Below are 19,035 nucleotides of genomic sequence, written 5' to 3'. Positions count from 1 at the left end.
TGAACGGTGTCCCGTCGGTAAAGATCGTCAGGACCTCTTGCAAGGTCGGGGGTCATTGGTGCGTCACCGAACAGACCCCGCACCCCCCGACGCTTTACAAACGCTTTCGCCTTTTGCGCAGCCTTCGCGCTGGCGTTTGAATCAGGAGCCGCCCATGCCGAAATCCAAGTCTTTTGCTCCCAGCTGGGACACGTCTTCGTTCGGACACCCGGCCGACACCTCGCCGATGGAGTGTTCGGCATTGGCCGACCACCTCTCGGTGTGCAGCCGCTCGCGTGGCCCCATGCAGGTCTTGTGCACGGGCGCAGGCCTCGTCCGTGACTTCCTGGCGCCCAGGTTGGTCACCACGGTGTTCCTCGTGGCACTGATAGCAGGCATCGCGTGGCTGGCTTCGTAGATGGCGGGGAGCGAACTGCCCGGTCAAGACGACTGGGTGCCGCAGTCTGTGCGGGGCATGCTGGACGCCACGCTGGGTCCGGCCCTGGAGCCCATCCGGTCTGAAATCTTTGGCCTGGCGCGTTTCGAGCAGCACGGCCGCAGCCTGGCCGAGTCGCACCACGCTGCGCGCGCGGTGTTTGGCAGCGCCAGCTTCTACCCGCGCCTGCAAAGCAACATCCAGAGCCTGCGCACCTCGTACGAGCACATCGCCATTCACGCCCACAGCGGGCAGGACATCAGCCCCGGCGCCGAATGGCTGTTCGACAACTTCCACCTGATCGACGACCAGCTGCGCGAGATCCACGAAGGTCTGCCCGCGCGCTACTACCGCACGCTGCCGGTGTTGCAGGACGCGCCGCTGCAAGGCCTGCCGCGCATCTACAGCATTGCCTGGGCGTTTGTGGCGCACACCGACGGCGCGTTCGATGAAACCCTGCTCATCCACTTTCTCAACGCCTACCAGGAGGTGCACGAGCTCAGCCACGGCGAACTCTGGGCGCTGCCCACCACGCTGCGGGTGGTGCAGGTGGAAAACCTGCGCCGCCTGGCCGACCGCATTGCCAGCCACAAGGCCGCGCGTGAACTCGCCGGCCTGATCGCGCACCGCATCGAAGACCTGGAGCTGGACACCGTGCGCGCGCTCCACGCCATGGCCGAGCGGCGCGGCGCGAGCCGCGTGTTCCTGTTTCATCTCGCGCAGAACCTGGCCGGTCATCGCCCGCCCACGGGCGAGGTGTTCCTCACCCAGGTGCGCCCCTGGTTGCAGGAGAACGTGCCCGATCTCGCCGCGCTGCAGGCGCAGCACCACGCCGATCAAGCGGCCGACCACCTCAGTGTGGGCAATGCCGTGACCTCGCTGCGCCTGATCGGCGCGGCCGACTGGCCGGACATCGTGACGCGCACCAGCCGCGTGATGCAGGTCATGCTCGCGTCCCCCGTGTTCGCCGCCGAAGACGACCCCACGCGCAGCACCACGCTGCACCGCATCGAACGCCTGGCCGCGCAGAGCCACCGCAGCGAAACCGCGGTGGCCCAGGCGCTGCTGGGGCTGATGGATGACAGCGGTCACCGCTCGCTTGCCGGGCACTGGCTGGCGGGCGGCGGCCGGGCGGCGCTGGAGCAGCGTCTGGGCCTGAGCCGCCGCGGCAGGGGGTGGGGGCAATTGGCGGCGCGCACCGCGCGCGTGCCGACCTACCTCACCGTCATGCTGGCCGGTTCGCTGGGGCTGGTGGCGGCGGTGTATGCCATGGCCGGCGCCCCGATCGAGGGCTGGACGGGCCATGCCGTCGCGGCACTGGTGCTGCTGCTCATGGTGTTTCCGGCCTCCGAGACGGTGGTGGCGGTGGTCAACCGGCTCATCACCGAATCGGCGCGGCCCGCGCACCTGCCGCGCTACCTGCTGGCCGAGGGCATACCGCAGCACGCGCGCGTGATGGTGGTGATACCGGCGCTGCTGGGCAGCCCGGCAGCGGTGGCGCCGCTGGTGCACCGCCTGCACCTGCACTTTCTGGCCAACCCGGAAACCCACGCGCAGTTCGCGCTGCTCAGCGACTTTGCCGACGCCGACAGCCCGCACCTGCCGGGTGACGAAGCGATCCTCGCCGAGGCGGTGGCCCAGCTCTCGGCGCTCAATGAAAACCACCCGGTGCCCGAGGGAGAGGCGCCGCGCTTCCTGTTGCTGCACCGGGAGCGCACGCTGAGCACCACCCAGGGCCGCTGGATCGGCTGGGAGCGCAAGCGCGGCAAGCTCGAACAACTGGCGGCAGCGCTGGTGACCGGGGAGCCGGGTCCGTTCATGGCGCTGGGCCAGCTCTCGCGCCTGGCGCAAGGCACGCGCTACCTGCTCACGCTCGACAGCGACACGCAACTGCCGCCGGGCCGCCTGCGCGCGCTGGTGGGCGTGGCCGAGCACCCCGACAACCAGCCCCGGCTGGACGCGGGTGGCCGGCGCGTGGTGCAGGGCTACGGCATCCTGCAGCCGCGCGTGGTGCCACCGCTGCCCGAGACCGGGCTCACGTCGCCGTGGCAGTGGATCACCGCCGGCCAGCGCGGACTCGACCCCTACAGCGCCATGAGCTCGGACGTCTACCAGGACGTGTTCGGCGAGGGCAGCTTCACCGGCAAGGGCCTGCTGCACGTGGCCACCATGCACGCGGTGCTGGGTGGGCGTCTGCCCGAGGAGCGGGTGCTCAGCCACGACCTGCTCGAAGGCGCCCTGGCGCGGTGCGCGGTGGTGACCGACATCACCCTCATCGAGCCCGACCCGGAGCACGCCGACGTGGCCGCCTCGCGCCTGCACCGCTGGACCCGGGGCGACTGGCAACTGCTGCCCTTTCTGCTGCAGGCACGCCGCTGGCCAATCTCGCCCATCAACCGCCTGAAGCTGCTGGACAACCTGCGCCGCTCGCTGGTGACGCCGGCGTCGTTGCTGCTGCTGTTGCTGGCCATGTGGGGTGTGGGCCTGAGCCTCGGTGCGGCGCTGTGGCTGGCGGTGGCCGCGCAGGCCGCGGCACCGATGCTGGGCGCGATCGCCGGTCTGGTGCCGCACCGGGCCAGCCTGGTGGGCGAGCGCTTTGCCCGTGCGGTCGCGGCGGACGGGCTGCGTGCCCTGCTCGGCGGGGTGTGGCACATCGTGCAGCTGTTGCAGCAGGCGCTGCGCGCGACCGACGCCGTCCTGCGCACCTGCTGGCGCATGGCCGTCTCCAGGCGTCGCTTGCTGGCCTGGACCACCGCCGACGCGGCGAGCGCGGCCCTGCGCCCGGGCCTGTGGCCCTCGCTCAGGCGCCATGCCCTGGAGACCGCGGTGGCTTTGCCATTGCTGGCCTTGCTGTGGTGGAGTCGTCCACAAGCTCCTGCGCTGGCGCTGGCCCTGCTGGTGCTGTGGGCGCTCGCTCCCGTGATCTCGTGGCTGGCCCACCAGCCCTGGCCCGGCAGCGGCCCGAACCCGCTCAACGCGGCCGACCGCGCACTGCTCGACGACCTGGCGCGCGACACCTGGCGCTTGTTCGAGCGCTGCGTCGATGCGCGCGACCATTTTCTGCCGCCCGACAACCTGCAGATACTGCCGTTCGACATGGTGGCCCACCGCACCTCGCCCACCAACATCGGCCTGTACCTGCTGAGCACGTCCTGTGCGCGCGAACTCGGGTGGATCGGCACGCAGGATCTGCTGCAGCGCATGGAAGCCACGCTGGCCAGCCTGCAGCGGTTGGAGCGTCACCGTGGCCACTTCCTCAACTGGTACGACACCGAGACCTTGCAGCCGCTGCAGCCGCGCTATGTGTCGACCGTGGACAGCGGCAACCTCAGCGTGCACCTGCTCGCGGTGGCCCAGGCCTGCCGCCTGCTGGCGCGCGACCCCCACGCCACGCAGGCCACGGCGCAGGCGGTGCAGCGCAGCCAGGAGCGGCTGGCATCCTCACAGCAGCACCACCAACCCTGGCTGGAATCCGCCCTGCAGCAACCCTTGCACCAGACCGCGCTCGGCCAGGTGCTGCAGACACCGCTGCCCGACCCGCTGGATGCCGAGGCCAGCGCCGCGTTCGCCGGCCTGCTGGACGCCGCCACGCTGGAGCTCGAGCGCATCCCCCATCCGCGTCCGGACCCCGGCGCCATTGGTTCGGGCGTGGGCGACGAGATCGCCCGCGACCACGACAGCCTGCACGCGCTGATGGGCGATCACCTCGCCACGCTGCGCTCGGCCAGCATGGACCGCAGCGCCGCCGCCGAAGGGGGTGGGCCACGCGCCACGCGCCGCCTGCTCGAACTGGCGGATGCTCTGGAACAGCTGGCCTGGGCGCCGGAGTTCGGCTTTCTGTACCACCCCAAGCGCCACCTGTTCCACATCGGCTTCCGACTCGATGACCAGGCGCTCGACGCGTCGTTCTACGACCTGCTGGGCTCCGAGTCGCGCAGCACCAGCCTGCTGGCGATTGCCAAGGGCGATGTGCCCATGAAGCACTGGGCCTCGCTCGGCCGCCCGCTGTTTTCCAGCGGGCGGCACGTCGTGCTGCGCTCGTGGTCGGGCTCGATGTTCGAGTACCTCATGCCCACGCTGCTCATGGCCGAGCCGCACGGCAGCGTGCTGCGCGAGGCCGGTTCCTCGGCGCTCCTGGAGCAGATCGCGCATGCGCAGGGCAGGTCCATGCCGTGGGGCATGTCGGAGAGCGCCTATGCCGGTCGCGATCACACGCTGGCCTACCAGTACGCGCCGCAGGGCGTGCCCCGGCTGGCGCTGCGCCGCACGCCGCTGGCCGAGCAGGTGGTCGCACCCTATGCCACCGCGCTGGCCACGCTGGTCAATCCGCGCCTGGCCTGCCAGAACATGAGCCACCTGGCCAGCCTCTCGGCGCGCGGTCGGTACGGATTCATCGAGGCGATCGATTTCACCGCCTCGCGCCAGACGCAGGGCGGCACCTGCACGCCGGTGGGCGCCTACATGGCCCACCACCAGGGCATGACCATCGTGGCGCTGACCAACGTGCTGCGCGGCGGCGTGGTGCAGCGCTGGGGCATGGCGCACCCGAGTCTGGAAGCGGTGTCCTCGCTGCTGCACGAACGTGCGCCGCGCGCCCTGTCGGCGCTGGTGCACCACCCGCTGCCCAATCTGCCGCTGAAGGCCCTGCAGCGCCGCGTGCAGGACCATGTGCGGGCGGTGGTGCCCGGTGCGCAGGCGCTGGAGCCCACGCACCTGCTGTCCAACGGGCGCTACAGCGTGAGCCTGCGCGCCAACGGCGCGGGCTGGAGCCAGTGGGGTGCCACCGGCATCACGCGCTGGCGCGACGATGCCTTGCGCGATGCCTGCGGCAGCTTTGTGTACGTGCGCCTGGAGCACAGCGAGCCGCCGGTCTCGGTGAGCAGCCACCCGGCTCCCGACCCCGCTGCGCGCTACCAGAGCACGTTCCACACCGACCGCGTGGTGCTGGAGGCACTGTGGCCCGAGCTGCGCGTGCAGACCACCGTGTGGGTGAGCCCCGAGGACGACATCGAGCTCAAGCGCGTGGTGCTCACGAACCGCAGCGACACGGTGATCGAGCTGGAACTGATCTCCGCCTTTGACGTGACCCTGGCCCGCGCCGCGGCCGACGAGGCGCACCCCGCGTTTTCCAACTTCTTCGTCCAGGCCGACTGGCTGGCCGACCAGCAGGCGCTGCGCTTCGTGCGCACGCCGCGGCTGCAGACCGAGAGCACCCTGCAGGCCGCGCACTTCGTGGCCGACCTGAAAGGCGAGGTCTTGGGGCTGAGCTGCCAGACCGACCGCAGCCAGTGGCTTGGCCGCAACCACAGCACCGACCAGCCGCGGGCCCGCATGGTGACCGTGCCCACCACCTCGCAGGCGCTGGAAACCGGGCTGGACCCGGTGGCCGCGCTCGGGGTGATGCTGCGGCTGCAGCCCGGCGCGCAGACCTGCGTGACCTTTGCCACCGCCGCCAGCGACAACGCCGTGCAGCTGATGGCCATCGTCGACAAGTACCGCCAGCCCAGCTCGGTGGAGCGCGCCTCGGTGATGTCGGCCACGCTGTCGAGCATCCAGCTGGCGCCCGGGCGGTCCCGCATGGACCATGTGCCCGCCTTTCAGACGCTCACCACCGCGCTGCTGATGACGCTGCCCAAGGTGGACCTGCCGGTGCAGGACGCCAGGGCCCGCCGCGTCTGCGACCGTCGCGCGCTGTGGCCACTCAGCATCTCGGGCGACCGCCCGGTGGTGCTCGTGAGCGCGGGATCGCCCCAGGGCCTGGGGCTGCTGCGCAGCGTGGTGCAGGCGCTGCGCGAGTGGTGGCGTGCCGGCGTGCCCTGCGATGTGGTGGTGGTGAGCAACGAGCCGCATTCGTACCAGATGCCGCTGCAGCGCGAGCTGGTGCTGCTGCACGAACAACTGCACGCACAGCCCCTGGAAGGCAAGACAGGCGGGCTGCACCTGCTGCGCACCGATGCCTTGACGGCCCTTCAACTCTCCACGCTCGATGCACTGGCCCGCATCCATCTGCGGGCCGACGGGCGCAGCTGGACCCAGCAGATCAAGAGCTGGTGCGAGCGCTTCGATGCCGCGCAGGAGCCCCTGCGCACCGACGCCACCACCGAGCGGCTGGTCACCCACACCATGGCGGCCGAGGGTGGGCGCCCGGTGGGTGCGTTCGAGGCCGGTGGCCGGCGTTTTGCCTTTCAGGTCTCGCGCGCGCAGCGGCCGCCGCGACCGTGGACCAACGTGCTGGCCAACCCCGATTTCGGCACCATCGTGACCGAGAGCGGAGGCGGCAACACCTGGGCCGGCAACAGCCGCCTCAACCAGCTCACCGCGTGGGGCAACGACCCGGTGGCCGACACGCCGGCCGAGTGGTTCCTGCTGCAGGACCGCCGCACCCACGCGACATGGAGCCTGGCGCCGTCGGCCTGGGGCGATGCCGACGCCGTCTACCGCGTGGTGCATGCCCAGGGCCGCACCACCATCAGCCACCAGCGCGGCGATCTCGACGTGGCGGTGCACTGGAGCGTGGACCCCGATACCGCGGTGAAGCAGGTGCGCATCGAGATCGTCAACCGCGGTACCCACATGGCGCATCTGCGCACCGTGGCCATGGTGGAGTGGCTCATGGGCGAGAAGCGCAGCGACCGCGCCACGCTGCACACGAGCCGCTGCCTGGCCATGGACTCCGCCGATCTCGTCGGCCTGATGTGCACCCAGACCGAAGCCTCCGCAGGTTGGGGCGGGGGCACCGCCTTTCTGGTGGAAGCCCTGGCCACGCCGGGCGGCGCCGAGGGCCTGGACTGGACCTGCGACCGCGCTGCGTTCTTCGATGCACAGGGCCTGCTGCGCCTGCCGCAGCGGCTCGGGCAGCGCCACGGTGACGGGCTGGACCCCTGCGCCGCGCTGTCGCGCCCGGTGACGGTGCGCCCCGGCGCCACGCTGGAGCAGGTGTACCTGCTGGGCTTTGCCGAGTCGCCCGCCGCCGCGCTCGAACTCGCGTTGCGCGCCATGAAGCAGGTGCCGCTGGAGCGCGAGGAGGCCGCCAAAGCGCATTGGGACAAGCTGCTGGGGGCGACCACGGTGACCACGCCCGACCCGCTGTTCGACGCCATGACCAACCGCTGGCTGCTCTACCAGACCGTGTCGTCGCGGCTCTGGGCCAAGGCGGGCTTCTACCAGGCCGGTGGCGCCACCGGTTACCGCGACCAGTTGCAGGACACGATGGCGCTCACCTGGGCCGCACCCCGCCTGCTGCGCGATCAGATCGTGCTGTGCGCCTCGCGCCAGTTTGAAGCGGGCGACGTGCAGCACTGGTGGCACTCCCCGGGGGGCGCCGGCGTGCGCACGCACTTCTCGGACGACCTGCTGTGGCTGCCTTTTGCTTGCTCGCATTACCTGCGGACCACGGGCGACGCCGCCGTGCTGGACGAGTCGGTGGCCTTCCTGGAAGACCTGGTCATTCCACCCGGCGCCGAAGACGCCTACGACACGCCCCGCGTGAGCGCGGTCATGGCCAGCGTGTACGAGCACGCCGCGCGCACCATCGACCACAGCCTGCCGGTAGGCGTGCACGGGCTGCCCCTCATGGGCACGGGCGACTGGAACGACGGCATGAACCGGGTCGGCCACGAAGGCCGGGGCGAGTCGGTGTGGGTGGCGTGGTTCCTGTGCGCCTTGGTGCGCGACTGGATCCCGCTGGCGCGCGAACGCGGCGAGCACGAGCGCGCCGCGCGCTGGGAAGCCGCACTGCACGGCTGGGGCCAGGCCCTGGAGGCCCACGCCTGGGACGGTGACTGGTACCGGCGCGCCTTCTTCGACGACGGCAGTCCGCTGGGCTCGCACACGCAGGCCGAGGCCCGCATCGACCTGATCGCCCAGGCCTGGTCCGTGCTGAGTGGTCAGGCACCGCTGAACCGCCAGCGCCTGGCCATGGAAGCGGTGGAGGCGCAACTGGTCAACGCCGACGCGGGTCTGATCCAGCTGCTCACGCCGCCGCTGGCCCATGCCCAGCCCAGCGCGGGCTACATCCAGGCCTACCCGCCGGGTGTGCGCGAGAACGGTGGCCAGTACAGCCATGCCGGCGTGTGGGGACTCATGGCCATGGCCGCCCTGGCCGTGCGAGAGCCCGCGGACTCGGAGACGCGCGATGCGCCCTACCGCTACTTCACCTACCTGAGCCCGGCGCACCGTTCGATCAACACGCAGTGGGGCTCCGCCTACGGCCTGGAGCCCTACGCCATGGCGGCCGATGTCTACAGCCAGCCGCCGACGGTGGGGCGGGGTGGCTGGAGCTGGTACACCGGAGCGGCCGGCTGGCTGCACCGCGCGGCCATCGAATCGGTCCTGGGTCTGAAGATGACGGCGCACGACCTGTGCTTCGCGCCCTGCCTGCCGGCGCACTGGCCTCGGGCGGAGATGACGCTGGTGCGCGATGGCCGGACGATGCGTTTCGTGCTGGTGCGCCAGGGCATCGCCGCCGCGCAGGCCGCCTGGGAGGGCAAAGGCGTCGGTTTCCTGGCCGTGGGCGAACGCCTGGCCTGGGTCACGCTGGCGCCACACACCGTGTTCGTGATTCCGATGAACGGAGACGCCATGGAGTGAGGATCGGTATGTACGCTTTCGAACAGACAGACGGTCGTATCCATGCGATGCTTGCAGGACTACAACCAAGGGCTGTGCCGCGCCATGCGTCAACAGCCATCCCGGAGGAAAGCCACTTGATCGAACTCGACAACCCGCGCCAGAACCAACTGTTGGCCTCGCTGCCAGACGCCGAGTGGCTGCGCTGGCAACCCCAGCTTGAGTCGGTCGATCTTCCGTTGGGCAAGGTGCTGTACGAGTCCGGTGCGGCTCTGCAGTTCGTGTATTTCCCCACCAACGCCATCGTCTCGCTGCTCTACGTGCTGGAAAACGGCTCGTCGGCGGAGATCGCGGTGGTCGGCCACGAGGGCGTGGTGGGCATCTCCATCTTCATGGGTGGCGGCTCCACGCCCAGCCGCGCCGTGGTGCAGAGCGCGGGCATGGGCTACCGGCTTCGCGCCGACGCCATCCGGAGCGAATTCGAGCGCTCGGGCCCGGTGATGCACCTGATGCTGCGCTACACGCAAGCGCTGATCACGCAGATGAGCCAGACCGCCGTGTGCAACCGCCACCATTCGCTGGACCAGCAGCTCTGCCGCTGGCTGCTGCTCAGCCTGGACCGCCTGCCCGGCAACGAGCTGGTGATGACGCAGGAGCTGATCGCCAACATGCTGGGTGTGCGCCGTGAGGGCGTCACCGAAGCGGCGCTCAAGTTGCAGGCGAGCGGCCTCATCCGCTATGCGCGCGGCCACATCTCGGTGCTCGATCGCCCGGGCCTGGAGCACCGCACCTGCGAGTGTTATCGCGTGGTGAAGAAAGAATACGACCGCCTGTTGCCCGATCTTGAGGCCGCTTGATTCTTCTTCCGGGGCTTGTGTACGGTAGGAGACTGTCCTCGCGGTCACAGGGGTCCATATTGAGACAGGGAACGCTGGGCAATGGGCCCATGCGACCCGCATGAGTTCGCCCTGTGACGGGTTTCGCTTGTGTACCAGGCGGACTTCATGCAACACACTGAAAACCATCTCATCGAACTGCTGCCAAAAACAGTTCGAAAGCGCTTTCTCGCGCTGTGCGAGCCATTCGAACTGGTGCTATCGGCCGAGTTGAGCGTGCGCGGCACCCAACTGAGCCACGCCTATTTTCCCCGCTCGGGTTTCATCTCGCTGGTGATCGACATCGACAGCCACCCGCCACTTGAAGTGGGCATGGTCGGGCGCGAGGCCATGCTCGGATCGGAACTGGTGCTGGGCGAGGCCAAGACGCCCTGGCGAGCGGTGGTGCAGGGTGCCGGCAGTTGCTGGCGCATCGAAGCTCAGGTCTTTCGCAAGGCCATGGAAGAGATGCCCGCGTTGGAGGATCTGTTGCAGCGCACCTTGATGATCCGCCTGCACCAGCAGTCACTGGCCTCGGCCTGCGAGCGCTTTCACCCCATCGGCCAGCGGCTGGCACGCTGGCTGCTCATGAGCCAGGACCGCGCCCAAACGGACCAGTTTCACGTCACGCAGGAATTCATCTCGCTGATGCTGGGCGTGCGTCGCGTGGGTGTGACCAAGGCCGCGAGCGACTTCCAGAAGGACGGTCTCATCGAGTACCACCGCGGCGAGCTCAAGGTGCTCGACCGGGCGGGGCTGGAGGCTGAATCGTGCAGTTGCTACGAGGCCGACAAGTTGCTGCACAGCGAACTCATGGCGATGAAGACCTAGCGCCCAACAAGAGGAAGCCCCCTCGACATCTCGCTGCCGACGCAGGTGCCGGGCAAGACCGGCTGACGCCGGACAAGCCCGCCACGAAGGCTCGGATCCCGATCAGGTGAAGAGCGCGATCAGAATGATGATCGGGATCGGGATACCCAGAAAAAGCAAAAGAAGTGAGCGCATGGCGGGCTTTCTGTGTTGGGGTTTGTCGAATGCTTCACGCGTCGCGTTGACGACCGCCGAAGGTGGCCGCGAGGCTGGCAAAGAAGGCACCCATCAGCAGCGAAATGAAGAGCCAGAGCGCGGTGGTGGCTGAGGCCTTGCGCGCTGCGTCCGCTGCGGCCAGCGCGTCGGTTTCTGCTTCGCGCACCCGGGATTGCGCGCGGGCGTGGATGTCGGTCACTCGCTTCTGCGCGACTTCCTGCGACAAACCGGTGCGCTGCGCCACCAATTGCCCCACATGGCGCACGTCATCCTCCGGCAAGGGCTTGGACAGGTCGTTGAACATCAGGATGCGGCCGATCTCGGCGGCATCCCGTTCGTGGCTGCCGTCGTTGCTCACACCGGTGTTGGCGCTGCCGGTGCTCGCGGACATGCCGCTGGTGGCGGAGGAAATCGTTGTCGTGTCCGGGGTCGGGGTCGTCGCCGCGGTTGCAGGTGCTGTGGCATCGCGACGAAACAGCATGTCCACGAAATACCCCATCGGGTCGGTCGGCTCTTCCTGCACCATGTCTGCCGTGGCCGTGCCCGCTGCACCACCCGCAACCGCCGCGCCCGCCTGGATTCCGCCGCCCACGATGGATCCGATGACCGAGGTGAGCAACGCGGCGGTGGCCAGGGACGACACAGCCCAGGCCAGGAAGCCATGTGCGGTGTCGCGGAAATAGATCTCGTCGGCATGCACTTCCGTCCACTTGGTGCGCAAGCGGCCCGCGAGGTAGCCGCCCATGGCGGAAGCCAGCAGCTGCGTCACCGTCAACCACACGATGGTGGAGACGCCGAGGGTCGTGGCGCCGATGCCGTCATAGGCCCAGGGCGACACCGACGACAAGCCCAGGCCGACGCCCAGGATGAGCAGGATCAACGACAACGCCGCTGCGGCCGCGGCGCCTGCGAGGATGGCGCCCCAGGAAACCGCGCTGGCGTTGCGCGTCGATCGTTCGATAGAGCCGCCGCTGGTCGCGTGGCCGTGTTGCGCTTCTTGATCGCTCAATGTGTCGGGGTACGTCATGTTCACTCCTGTTGTCGAAGAACCCACCCGACCGGCTGGTTGTGAGTCGAACCTGTTTCAAACGAAGAAGTACTCGGTGCGCCAGGCCGCTCGCTCCACGATGGCGTGTCCCAGCACGGCGCCGAGGTCGAGGTTTCGCGGGCTGAGTTGCGAACGGTGGGCCGCCAGGGCGGCTTGTTTGTGCAAGCCATCCGCAGCACTCAAGGGCAGGCCGCGCAGGCGAGGCCAGGGAACGCGGTCATCGCCCGGCGTGGCCCAATGCCACATCCACACCGGTGCGCCGAGGTACGCGCAGCCGATGGTGGTGCAGGCCCGGCGGGCCATCTGTCCGGTGGTGTCGTGATCGGGATGCCCGTCGTTTTCCCAGGTGCTCACGACCACGTCGTCCGGTTGCAGCAGCGTCATCAGCCGCTCGAGCAAGAGGGTCCCCTGTTGCTGGACGTGGCCGTCATCCAGCCCCAGGGCCAGCACCCTGGGTTGCGACAGGCCCAGCAGGCGCAGTCCAAGCCACCGCTCGTTGCGGCGAACGTAGGCGAGGTCCTCGCGGTTGAACGATGGCGACCCGTCGTGGCTGGCCTCGCCGTCCGTGACAGCCACGATCAGCACACGGCCTCCTTGCGCCACATGCGTGGCAATCAGGCCGCCGCAGGACAGTATCTCGTCGTCGGGGTGGGCCGCGACGACCACCAGGCGCGCGTGGGCTGGCAACCAGTCCCGCGCTGACAGCTCGGGGCACCGCAGCCCGGCCAGCCAGCGCCGCCACGCAAGTTCGCAGGTGGCCTCCCCAAGGGTCAGCGCGGGCCGATCTGCAGCGCCCGTGACGGACCTGCTGGCGACATCCAGTTGCTCACCCGGAGACGCTGACACCTCGTGCAGGCACATGCCGATGGTGGCCTCTTCGTTGTTGGCAGGGGCGATGACGGCCAGCATGGAGAACTCCAGGTGCTGGTCACAGCAGCACGTGGGTTCATTCAATCGTCTCGAAGGTGGTCGGTCTGTTCGGTGTCGAACGGTTGGCCCCGAGCTCCCGCATCGCGCGGGAGCTTTCAAGTCGTCAGCGCCGCTGCTTCTGCGCGTGTTCAGCGTCGGTGGAGATGTTCAGCCACGAGTCGTCGGCGCTGGTTTCCCAGGCTTTCAGTTGTTCTTCGGCTTCGTCCTTTGCAATGCCGTAGCGTTCCTGGATCTTGCCGGCGAGCTGGTCGCGGTGGCCTGCCACCTGCGTCAGGTCGTCGTCGGTGAGCTTGCCCCACTGCTGCTTGGCGCGGCCGGTGAGTTGTTTCCAGTTGCCTTGAATGGTGTCCCAGTTCATGTGATGTCCTTTGGTTGGAGCGGTCTCGACAAGCACGGACGTGCAGGTCGCCACGTCTGTTTTTATTCGGTGGCCTGCCATGGGTCTGTGCGCCAAAGCACCGACGCGAGGAGCTCGCGCGCCCATGCTGGTGGTGTCGGCCTCCGTGGCCCATGCTGACCTGAAGGAACCCTCGATGAACAACGCAATCGCGCCTCGCGCACACGCCCTTCCCGCACCGTCCCGCCACCAGATCGCGCGTCTGCTTGGCCTCACCGCACTCACCGCGCTCACGCTCATGTTGATGGCGTGCGCCACCAAAACGCCCGCACCCACGCAGGAGCTGGCGCTGTCTCGCGTCGCGGTTGAAACCGCAGTCCGCGCCGGCGCGGCCGAACTCGCACCCACCGAGCTCAACATTGCCCGGCAGAAGCAGGCCCTGGCTGAAGCCGCCATGAGCCAGCAGCAGTACGACCGCGCGCTGTTGCTGTCGAACGAGGTGCAGGTGGATGCCCGGCTGGCCGAGGTGAAGGCCCGCAGCAACAGGGCCGACAAGGCCGCCACCGAACTGCGCGAAGACGGCCGTGCCCTGCGCCAGGAAATCGACCGCACGGCCCCCCGATGACACCACCGACACCCCAGGACACGCCATGAAAATCACACACCGCTTTGCGCTTTCCCTCACCGCCCTGGCCGTCGTGGCTGGCTGCAGCACCACGCCGTTGTCCAACGTCCGGCTCGACCAGGCACGCGAGGACTACCGCACCGTGCAAGCCGACCCCCGTTCGCAGAACCAGGCCCCCACCGAGTTGCGCCAGGCCGCCGATGCATTGAACGCGGCCAACGTGGCGTTGGCCAATCGAGAAGATGAGGCGCGGGTGAATCACCTGGCCTACGTGGCCTCGCAGCGCGCCTTCATCGTGCGCGAGACGGTGAACTTCAAGACCGCCGAGCTCAGCGTGGCCAACGCCGGTGCCGCGCGCACCGCCGCCCAACTGCAGGCGCGAACGCAAGAGGCCGAGGCCGCCCAGCGCGCTGCAGCCGAAGCGCAGCGCACGGCCGGGGCTGCCCGCACCGACGCGGCGGAAGCCCAGCGTCAGGCGGCCATGGCGATGGAGCGCAACCGCCTGCTGGAAGCGCGCATGGCCGAGCTCAATGCCAAGCAGACACCGCGCGGCGTGGTGATCACCCTGGGTGACGTGCTGTTCGACGTGGATCGCTCCGCGCTCAAGCCCTCCGGCCTGCGCATGGTGGACCAGCTGGGGGAGGTGCTCAAGGCCGACCCGCAGCGCACCGTGCTGGTGGAAGGCTTCACCGACAGCACCGGCGCCGATGCCTACAACCAGACCCTGTCCACCGAGCGCGCCGATGCGGTGCGCATTGCCTTGTTGCGCCAGGGCATTGCGTCCACCCGTGTGGCCTCGCGGGGTTACGGCGAGGCCCATCCGGTGGCGTCGAACGACACCGCCGCGGGCCGCCAGATGAACCGCCGCGTCGAGATCGTGCTCTCGGACGACAGCGGCCAGATCAAGGCGCGTTGATCCCCCACACCCGAAGGAAAACACCATGAACCCACAAAACAAACCCCTGGACGTCACCGAACTGCGCAAGAGCGCGCGCCAACGCATGGAAGAAGGCGCCGTGACCGCCGGCTACAGCGCCGACCTGAAGGCGGTCATCGCCATGCTCAACGACGCACTGGCGACCGAACTCGTGTGTGTGCTGCGCTACCGCCGCCACCACTTCATGGCCAGCGGCATCCACTCGCACGCCACGGCCGCCGAGTTCCTGGTGCACTCGAACGAAGAGCAGGGCCACGCCGACCAGCTGGCCGAGCGCATCGTGCAGCTCGGTGGAGAACCCGACTTCTCGCCCGATTCCCTCACCCGGCGCAGCCATGCCGAGTACGTGGAAGGCGCCACGCTGACCGAGATGATCCGCGAGAACCTGGTGGCCGAGCGCATCGCCATCGACAGCTACCGCCACGCGATCGAGTCCCTCGGCGACGGTGACCCGACCACACGCCGACTGCTCGAATCGATCCTCGCCGTGGAAGAGGAACACGCGGACGAACTGGCTGATCTGCTGACGCAGGTGCCGGCCAAGACCAGCTGACCCCGGGGGTTGCCCATGACGACGTCTCCAGTGCAGGCGCGCGAGAAAGCGGTCCGCACCCTGGCTTGATCCGCGCCGGGCGCACGGTGCGCAGCATGGAGGTGGTTTCATGAGCATTGCCCAGTGGTTCGTCCTCGTTGGTGCCATGCTGCTCGTGATGGGTGTGGCGTCCACGGTTCTCAAGCGCGTGCCGCTCACCCCGGCCATGCTCTACCTCGCGGTGGGCCTGATCATGGGCCCCACCGTGCTGGGCGCCTTCAGTTTCAATCCCCTGAAACAGTCGGCGGTGCTCGAGGTGCTGACCGAAGGGGCGGTGCTGATCTCGCTGTTTTCCGCCGGCGTGAAGATGCCCGTGCCGTTCAGCTTTCGACAGTGGCGTGCGCCGCTATTGCTGGCCAGTGTCTCCATGGCGCTCACCGTGGGCCTGGTCGCGGCATTCGGCGTGTGGGCATTGGGCCTGCCGCTGGGCGCGGCCGTGCTGCTGGGTGCCATCGTGGCCCCCACCGATCCGGTGCTGGCCACCGAGGTGCAGAGCCGCCATCCCGGAGACCGGGATCAGTTGCGCTTCACGTTGACCTGCGAAGGGGGTCTCAACGACGGTTCGGCATTTCCCTTCGTGATGCTGGGCCTGGGGCTGCTGGGCCTGCACAAGCTCGGCGAGAACGGCCTGCAGTGGGTGCTGGTGGACGTGCTCTGGGCCACGGCCGGAGGCGTCGCCATCGGTGTGGTCTCGGGCGTGGCGCTGGCGCGCGTGGGCTGGTGGTTGCGCAGGGCGCCGCAGCGCCACGAGCTGCTGGACGATTTCCTGGGCCTGGGCTTCATCGGTGTGGTCTATGGCCTGAGCGTGTGGCTGCACGCCTGGGGTTTTCTGGCGGTGTTCTTCGGGGCTGTCGCCCTGCGCCAGACCGAGATGCGGCTCGCGCGGCGGGATCAACTCCCCGCCGTGGCCGGCGAGCCGGTCTCGGTGGGCGCGGTGCCGTCTGTTGCGTCGGGTGGCGAGTCCGCTTCCACCGTGAGCCAGGGAGCGCTGGTGTTCAAGGAGCATCTGGAGCGGCTGTCCGAACTCGTGCTGGTGCTCTTGCTGGGCGGCGCGCTGTACCGCGATTCCTGGAGCTGGGCGGCGGTGGGCCTGGCGCTGTTCCTGTTCTTCGTGGCGCGTCCGCTGAGCGTGTGCGTTGGCTTGCTGGGCACGCGCACCATCGCTTCCGTGCGCGGCATGACCGCCTGGTTCGGCGTGCGCGGCATCGGCTCGCTCTACTACCTGATGTACGCCATCCAGCACGGGCTGCCCGAAGCCCTGGCGCTGCAGCTGATTCAGCTCACGCTGATCGTGGTCGCGCTGTCGATCCTGCTGCACGGGCTGAGCGTGAAGCCGATGATGAAAGGCGTGGGGCGGCGTGGGGCCACTTGAGGCACGGCGTGTTAAAAACCGGCGCACCATGAGCGCCCACATCCTCGCCGTTCACCTCAGCCCGGTCCACGAATTCTCCAAGCAGCGGTCCAGGTGCATCACGCTGCTCGCCGGCCTGGGTGTGGAAGGCGATGCGCATTGCGGCGAAACGGTGCAGCACCGTTCGCGCGTGGCGCGCGACCCGGCCCAACCCAATCTGCGCCAGGTGCACTTGCTGCAGTCCGAGTTGTTGGCAACGTTGTCCGCGCAGGGCCACACGGTGCGGCCGGGGGACATCGGCGAAAACGTCACCACCCGGGGCATCGACCTGCTGGCTTTGCCCACGGACACCGAACTCCACCTCGGGCCCGACGCCGTGGTGCGCATCACGGGCCTGCGCAACCCTTGTGTGCAGATCGACCGCTTTCAACCCGGCCTGATGGCTGCGGTGCTGGACCGCTCGCCTGAGGGCGAGTTGATCCGCAAGGCTGGTGTGATGGCGGTGGTGCTGCGCGGCGGCGTGGTCTCGGCCCGGGACCCCATCGAGATCCGCTTGCCCGCCGGGGCGCGTGCCCCGCTCAAGCCGGTGTGATCGCGGCGTTCCAGGTGGCCACGGCGGCTTCCAGGTCGGGCGCGGACATCAACGCACGCACCACACCCACCGAGCTCACGCCCGCTTGCAGCACCTCGGGCAGTGTGCCGAGGTCGATGCCGCCGATGGCCACGCGCGGGTAGTCGCGCAGCATCTTCGAATACACGGCCAGCCGGCCCGTGCCTTGCGGCGCGGTGGCCATCTGTTTGAGCGTGGTGGGGAAAACCGCGCCCATGGCGATGTAGCTCGGGCTGTGCTGGTCGGCAATCAACATCTCGGCATAACCGTGGGTGCTCAGGCCCAGGCGCAGGCCGGCGGCCTTGATGGCCTTGAGGCCGGCGGGCGTCATGGCCTGCAGGTCTTCCTGGCCCAGGTGCACGCCATACGCGCCGGCCTCGATGGCGAGCTGCCAGTGGTCGTTGATGAACAGGCGCGCACCCGTGCCCTGAACGCCTGCGACGGCGCTGAACACTTCAGCCCGCACGGCCGCCGCGTCGCCCGACTTGAAGCGCAGTTGCACGGTGGGCACGCCCGCGCGGGCCATGCGGATGGTCCAGGCCGCGTCGGGCATCACCGCGTAAAGCCCCAGCGCCGACGGGCAAGGTGCAAACGCGTTCTGGCGCGGCCACGGGGCCAGGCCGAAATCGACCGGTTCGGTGGGCCACTGTTCGGGGTGAAATTCTCCCGTGCGCAGCGATTGCCGGGACCACGCCTGCGCCAGGCACAGCGCATCGGCCGGCACAAAGCCCAGTGCGTGTCCCGCCAGCAGGGCGGCGGCAAACACCATGTCGTCCTGGTCGCCCTTGAGGGCTTGCGCTTCTGGCGGTAGGGGCAAGGCCAGCGTGGCGTGGTGGGCCTGCGCGATGGTCTGCGCCATCGCCTGCACGTTCATGGCCACATTCAGGGCGGGGTTGCGGGTGACGATCATGGGTGGTGCCAGAAAGGGGTGCCGAGCACCGGGGTGCTGGGTTGGGCGCTGTCCTGCTGCTGCATGGCGCCCGAGCGGTAGGCGGCACGCCCGGCGCGCACCGCGTCGGCAAACGCGCCGGCCATGTCCACCGGCGACTGCGCCAGCGCCACCGCGGTGTTGAGCAGCACGGCGTCATAGCCCCACTCCATCACGGTGCAGGCGTGCGAGGGCAGGCCCAGGCCGGCGTCCACGATCAGCGGCACCTTCAGGCGCTCGCGCAGCAGGCGCATGGCGTAGGGGTTCACCGGGCCGCGGCCGGTGCCGATGGGCGCGGCCCAGGGCATCACGGCCTGGCAGCCCACGTCGACCAGGCGCTGGCACAGCACCAAGTCTTCGGTGCAGTAGGGCAGCACCTTGAAGCCATCGTTGATCAGCTGGCGCGCGCAGTCCACCAGGTTGAGCGTGTCGGGCTGCAGGCTGTAGTCGTCGCCGATGAGTTCGAGCTTGATCCACGGCGTGCTGAACACCTCGCGCGCCATCTGCGCGGTGGTGATCACCTCTTGCGCGCTGTGGCAGCCAGCGGTGTTGGGCAGCACCGGCACGGCGAGTTCATGCAGCAGTTTCCAGAACGCCGCGCCGGCCTCGGGCTGCACCGCGCCCTGGCGGCGCAGCGAGGCGGTGAGCATGGCGGGCTGGGCGCGCTTCACGGCGGCTTCGAGCGTGGCCGGCGAGGGGTAGCGCGAGGTGCCCAGCATCAGGCGGCTCTGGAAGACCTCGCCGTAGAGGATCAGCGGGTCGTCGTGGGTGAGTGGGGTGGTCATGTCCATGT

14 protein-coding genes are annotated in these 19,035 nt (G+C 69.0%); 9 read left to right on the top strand and 5 right to left on the bottom strand.

Translation table 11 applies throughout. The annotated features are described in order from the left end of the window. The first annotated feature begins 154 nt into the window (after positions 1-154). The 4 genes from V6M63_RS20790 to V6M63_RS20775 all read left to right on the top strand — a co-directional run bounded on the left by V6M63_RS20790 (position 155) and on the right by V6M63_RS20775 (position 10,689). Positions 155-397 carry a hypothetical protein gene (locus tag V6M63_RS20790; protein ID WP_332744996.1) on the top strand — a complete coding sequence of 81 codons (243 nt, stop codon included), beginning with the start codon at positions 155-157 and terminating at the stop codon, positions 395-397. Then, complete coding sequence (locus tag V6M63_RS20785) at positions 398-9,004, top strand: GH36-type glycosyl hydrolase domain-containing protein (RefSeq protein ID WP_332744994.1); 8,607 nt, start codon at positions 398-400, stop codon at positions 9,002-9,004. Between the two features lie 116 nt (positions 9,005-9,120). Next, positions 9,121-9,840 carry a Crp/Fnr family transcriptional regulator gene (locus V6M63_RS20780; RefSeq protein ID WP_332744992.1) on the top strand — a complete coding sequence of 240 codons (720 nt, stop codon included), beginning with the start codon at positions 9,121-9,123 and terminating at the stop codon, positions 9,838-9,840. Between the two features lie 147 nt (positions 9,841-9,987). Continuing rightward, positions 9,988-10,689: a Crp/Fnr family transcriptional regulator gene (locus V6M63_RS20775; protein WP_332744990.1), complete on the top strand. Its 702-nt coding sequence runs from the start codon at positions 9,988-9,990 to the stop codon at positions 10,687-10,689. Between the two features lie 208 nt (positions 10,690-10,897). Here V6M63_RS20775 and V6M63_RS20770 read toward each other — a convergent pair whose 3' ends face one another. The 3 genes from V6M63_RS20770 to V6M63_RS20760 all read right to left on the bottom strand — a co-directional run bounded on the left by V6M63_RS20770 (position 10,898) and on the right by V6M63_RS20760 (position 13,220). Next, positions 10,898-11,911: a hypothetical protein gene (locus tag V6M63_RS20770; protein WP_332744988.1), complete on the bottom strand. Its 1,014-nt coding sequence runs from the start codon at positions 11,909-11,911 to the stop codon at positions 10,898-10,900. A gap of 57 nt (positions 11,912-11,968) precedes the next feature. After that, entirely contained in the window at positions 11,969-12,841 is an 873-nt protein-coding gene (locus tag V6M63_RS20765) for a PIG-L deacetylase family protein (RefSeq protein WP_332744986.1), read from the bottom strand. A gap of 124 nt (positions 12,842-12,965) precedes the next feature. Beyond that, the gene (locus V6M63_RS20760; protein ID WP_291079589.1) at positions 12,966-13,220 is read right to left on the bottom strand and encodes a CsbD family protein; all 255 of its coding nucleotides are present in this window, start codon (positions 13,218-13,220) and stop codon (positions 12,966-12,968) included. 175 nt (positions 13,221-13,395) lie between these two features. Between V6M63_RS20760 and V6M63_RS20755 the strand changes: the two genes are divergently transcribed. From V6M63_RS20755 to V6M63_RS20735, 5 genes are all read left to right on the top strand, one after another. After that, a complete protein-coding gene (locus V6M63_RS20755; RefSeq protein WP_332744982.1) occupies positions 13,396-13,824 on the top strand; it encodes a DUF4398 domain-containing protein in 429 nt (142 codons plus the stop codon). A gap of 25 nt (positions 13,825-13,849) precedes the next feature. Then, complete coding sequence (locus tag V6M63_RS20750) at positions 13,850-14,740, top strand: OmpA family protein (protein WP_332744981.1); 891 nt, start codon at positions 13,850-13,852, stop codon at positions 14,738-14,740. 25 nt (positions 14,741-14,765) lie between these two features. Next, positions 14,766-15,314, top strand: coding sequence for a ferritin-like domain-containing protein (locus V6M63_RS20745; protein WP_332744979.1), 549 nt, complete (start codon positions 14,766-14,768; stop codon positions 15,312-15,314). 109 nt (positions 15,315-15,423) lie between these two features. Then, complete coding sequence (locus V6M63_RS20740; RefSeq protein ID WP_332744977.1) at positions 15,424-16,725, top strand: cation:proton antiporter; 1,302 nt, start codon at positions 15,424-15,426, stop codon at positions 16,723-16,725. Between the two features lie 28 nt (positions 16,726-16,753). Continuing rightward, complete coding sequence (locus V6M63_RS20735; RefSeq protein ID WP_332744976.1) at positions 16,754-17,296, top strand: MOSC domain-containing protein; 543 nt, start codon at positions 16,754-16,756, stop codon at positions 17,294-17,296. Here V6M63_RS20735 and V6M63_RS20730 read toward each other — a convergent pair. Both V6M63_RS20730 and V6M63_RS20725 read right to left on the bottom strand, forming a co-directional pair. After that, positions 17,283-18,224, bottom strand: a complete 942-nt coding sequence (locus V6M63_RS20730; protein ID WP_332744974.1) for a thiamine phosphate synthase — start codon at positions 18,222-18,224, stop codon at positions 17,283-17,285. The genes V6M63_RS20735 and V6M63_RS20730 overlap by 14 nt on opposite strands. Further along, positions 18,221-19,027, bottom strand: coding sequence for a thiazole synthase (locus V6M63_RS20725; RefSeq protein ID WP_332745066.1), 807 nt, complete (start codon positions 19,025-19,027; stop codon positions 18,221-18,223). The genes V6M63_RS20730 and V6M63_RS20725 overlap by 4 nt, the downstream gene beginning before the upstream one ends. Positions 19,028-19,035: the final 8 nt, after the last annotated feature.

The organism is Hydrogenophaga sp., from assembly GCF_036675665.1.
GTDB lineage: Bacteria > Pseudomonadota > Gammaproteobacteria > Burkholderiales > Burkholderiaceae_C > Hydrogenophaga.
Note: the sequence above shows the minus strand (reverse complement) of the source record. Positions and strands in the feature narration are given on the sequence as shown.

Coding starts and splice junctions, on each gene's coding strand:
- V6M63_RS20760 (WP_291079589.1), bottom strand. CDS start 13,220: ATGAACTGGGACACCATTCAAGGCAACTGGAAACAACTCACCGGCCGC.
- V6M63_RS20735 (WP_332744976.1), top strand. CDS start 16,754: ATGAGCGCCCACATCCTCGCCGTTCACCTCAGCCCGGTCCACGAATTC.
- V6M63_RS20770 (WP_332744988.1), bottom strand. CDS start 11,911: ATGACGTACCCCGACACATTGAGCGATCAAGAAGCGCAACACGGCCAC.
- V6M63_RS20775 (WP_332744990.1), top strand. CDS start 9,988: ATGCAACACACTGAAAACCATCTCATCGAACTGCTGCCAAAAACAGTT.
- V6M63_RS20730 (WP_332744974.1), bottom strand. CDS start 18,224: ATGATCGTCACCCGCAACCCCGCCCTGAATGTGGCCATGAACGTGCAG.
- V6M63_RS20765 (WP_332744986.1), bottom strand. CDS start 12,841: ATGCTGGCCGTCATCGCCCCTGCCAACAACGAAGAGGCCACCATCGGC.
- V6M63_RS20755 (WP_332744982.1), top strand. CDS start 13,396: ATGAACAACGCAATCGCGCCTCGCGCACACGCCCTTCCCGCACCGTCC.
- V6M63_RS20785 (WP_332744994.1), top strand. CDS start 398: ATGGCGGGGAGCGAACTGCCCGGTCAAGACGACTGGGTGCCGCAGTCT.
- V6M63_RS20740 (WP_332744977.1), top strand. CDS start 15,424: ATGAGCATTGCCCAGTGGTTCGTCCTCGTTGGTGCCATGCTGCTCGTG.
- V6M63_RS20745 (WP_332744979.1), top strand. CDS start 14,766: ATGAACCCACAAAACAAACCCCTGGACGTCACCGAACTGCGCAAGAGC.
- V6M63_RS20725 (WP_332745066.1), bottom strand. CDS start 19,027: ATGACCACCCCACTCACCCACGACGACCCGCTGATCCTCTACGGCGAG.
- V6M63_RS20790 (WP_332744996.1), top strand. CDS start 155: ATGCCGAAATCCAAGTCTTTTGCTCCCAGCTGGGACACGTCTTCGTTC.
- V6M63_RS20750 (WP_332744981.1), top strand. CDS start 13,850: ATGAAAATCACACACCGCTTTGCGCTTTCCCTCACCGCCCTGGCCGTC.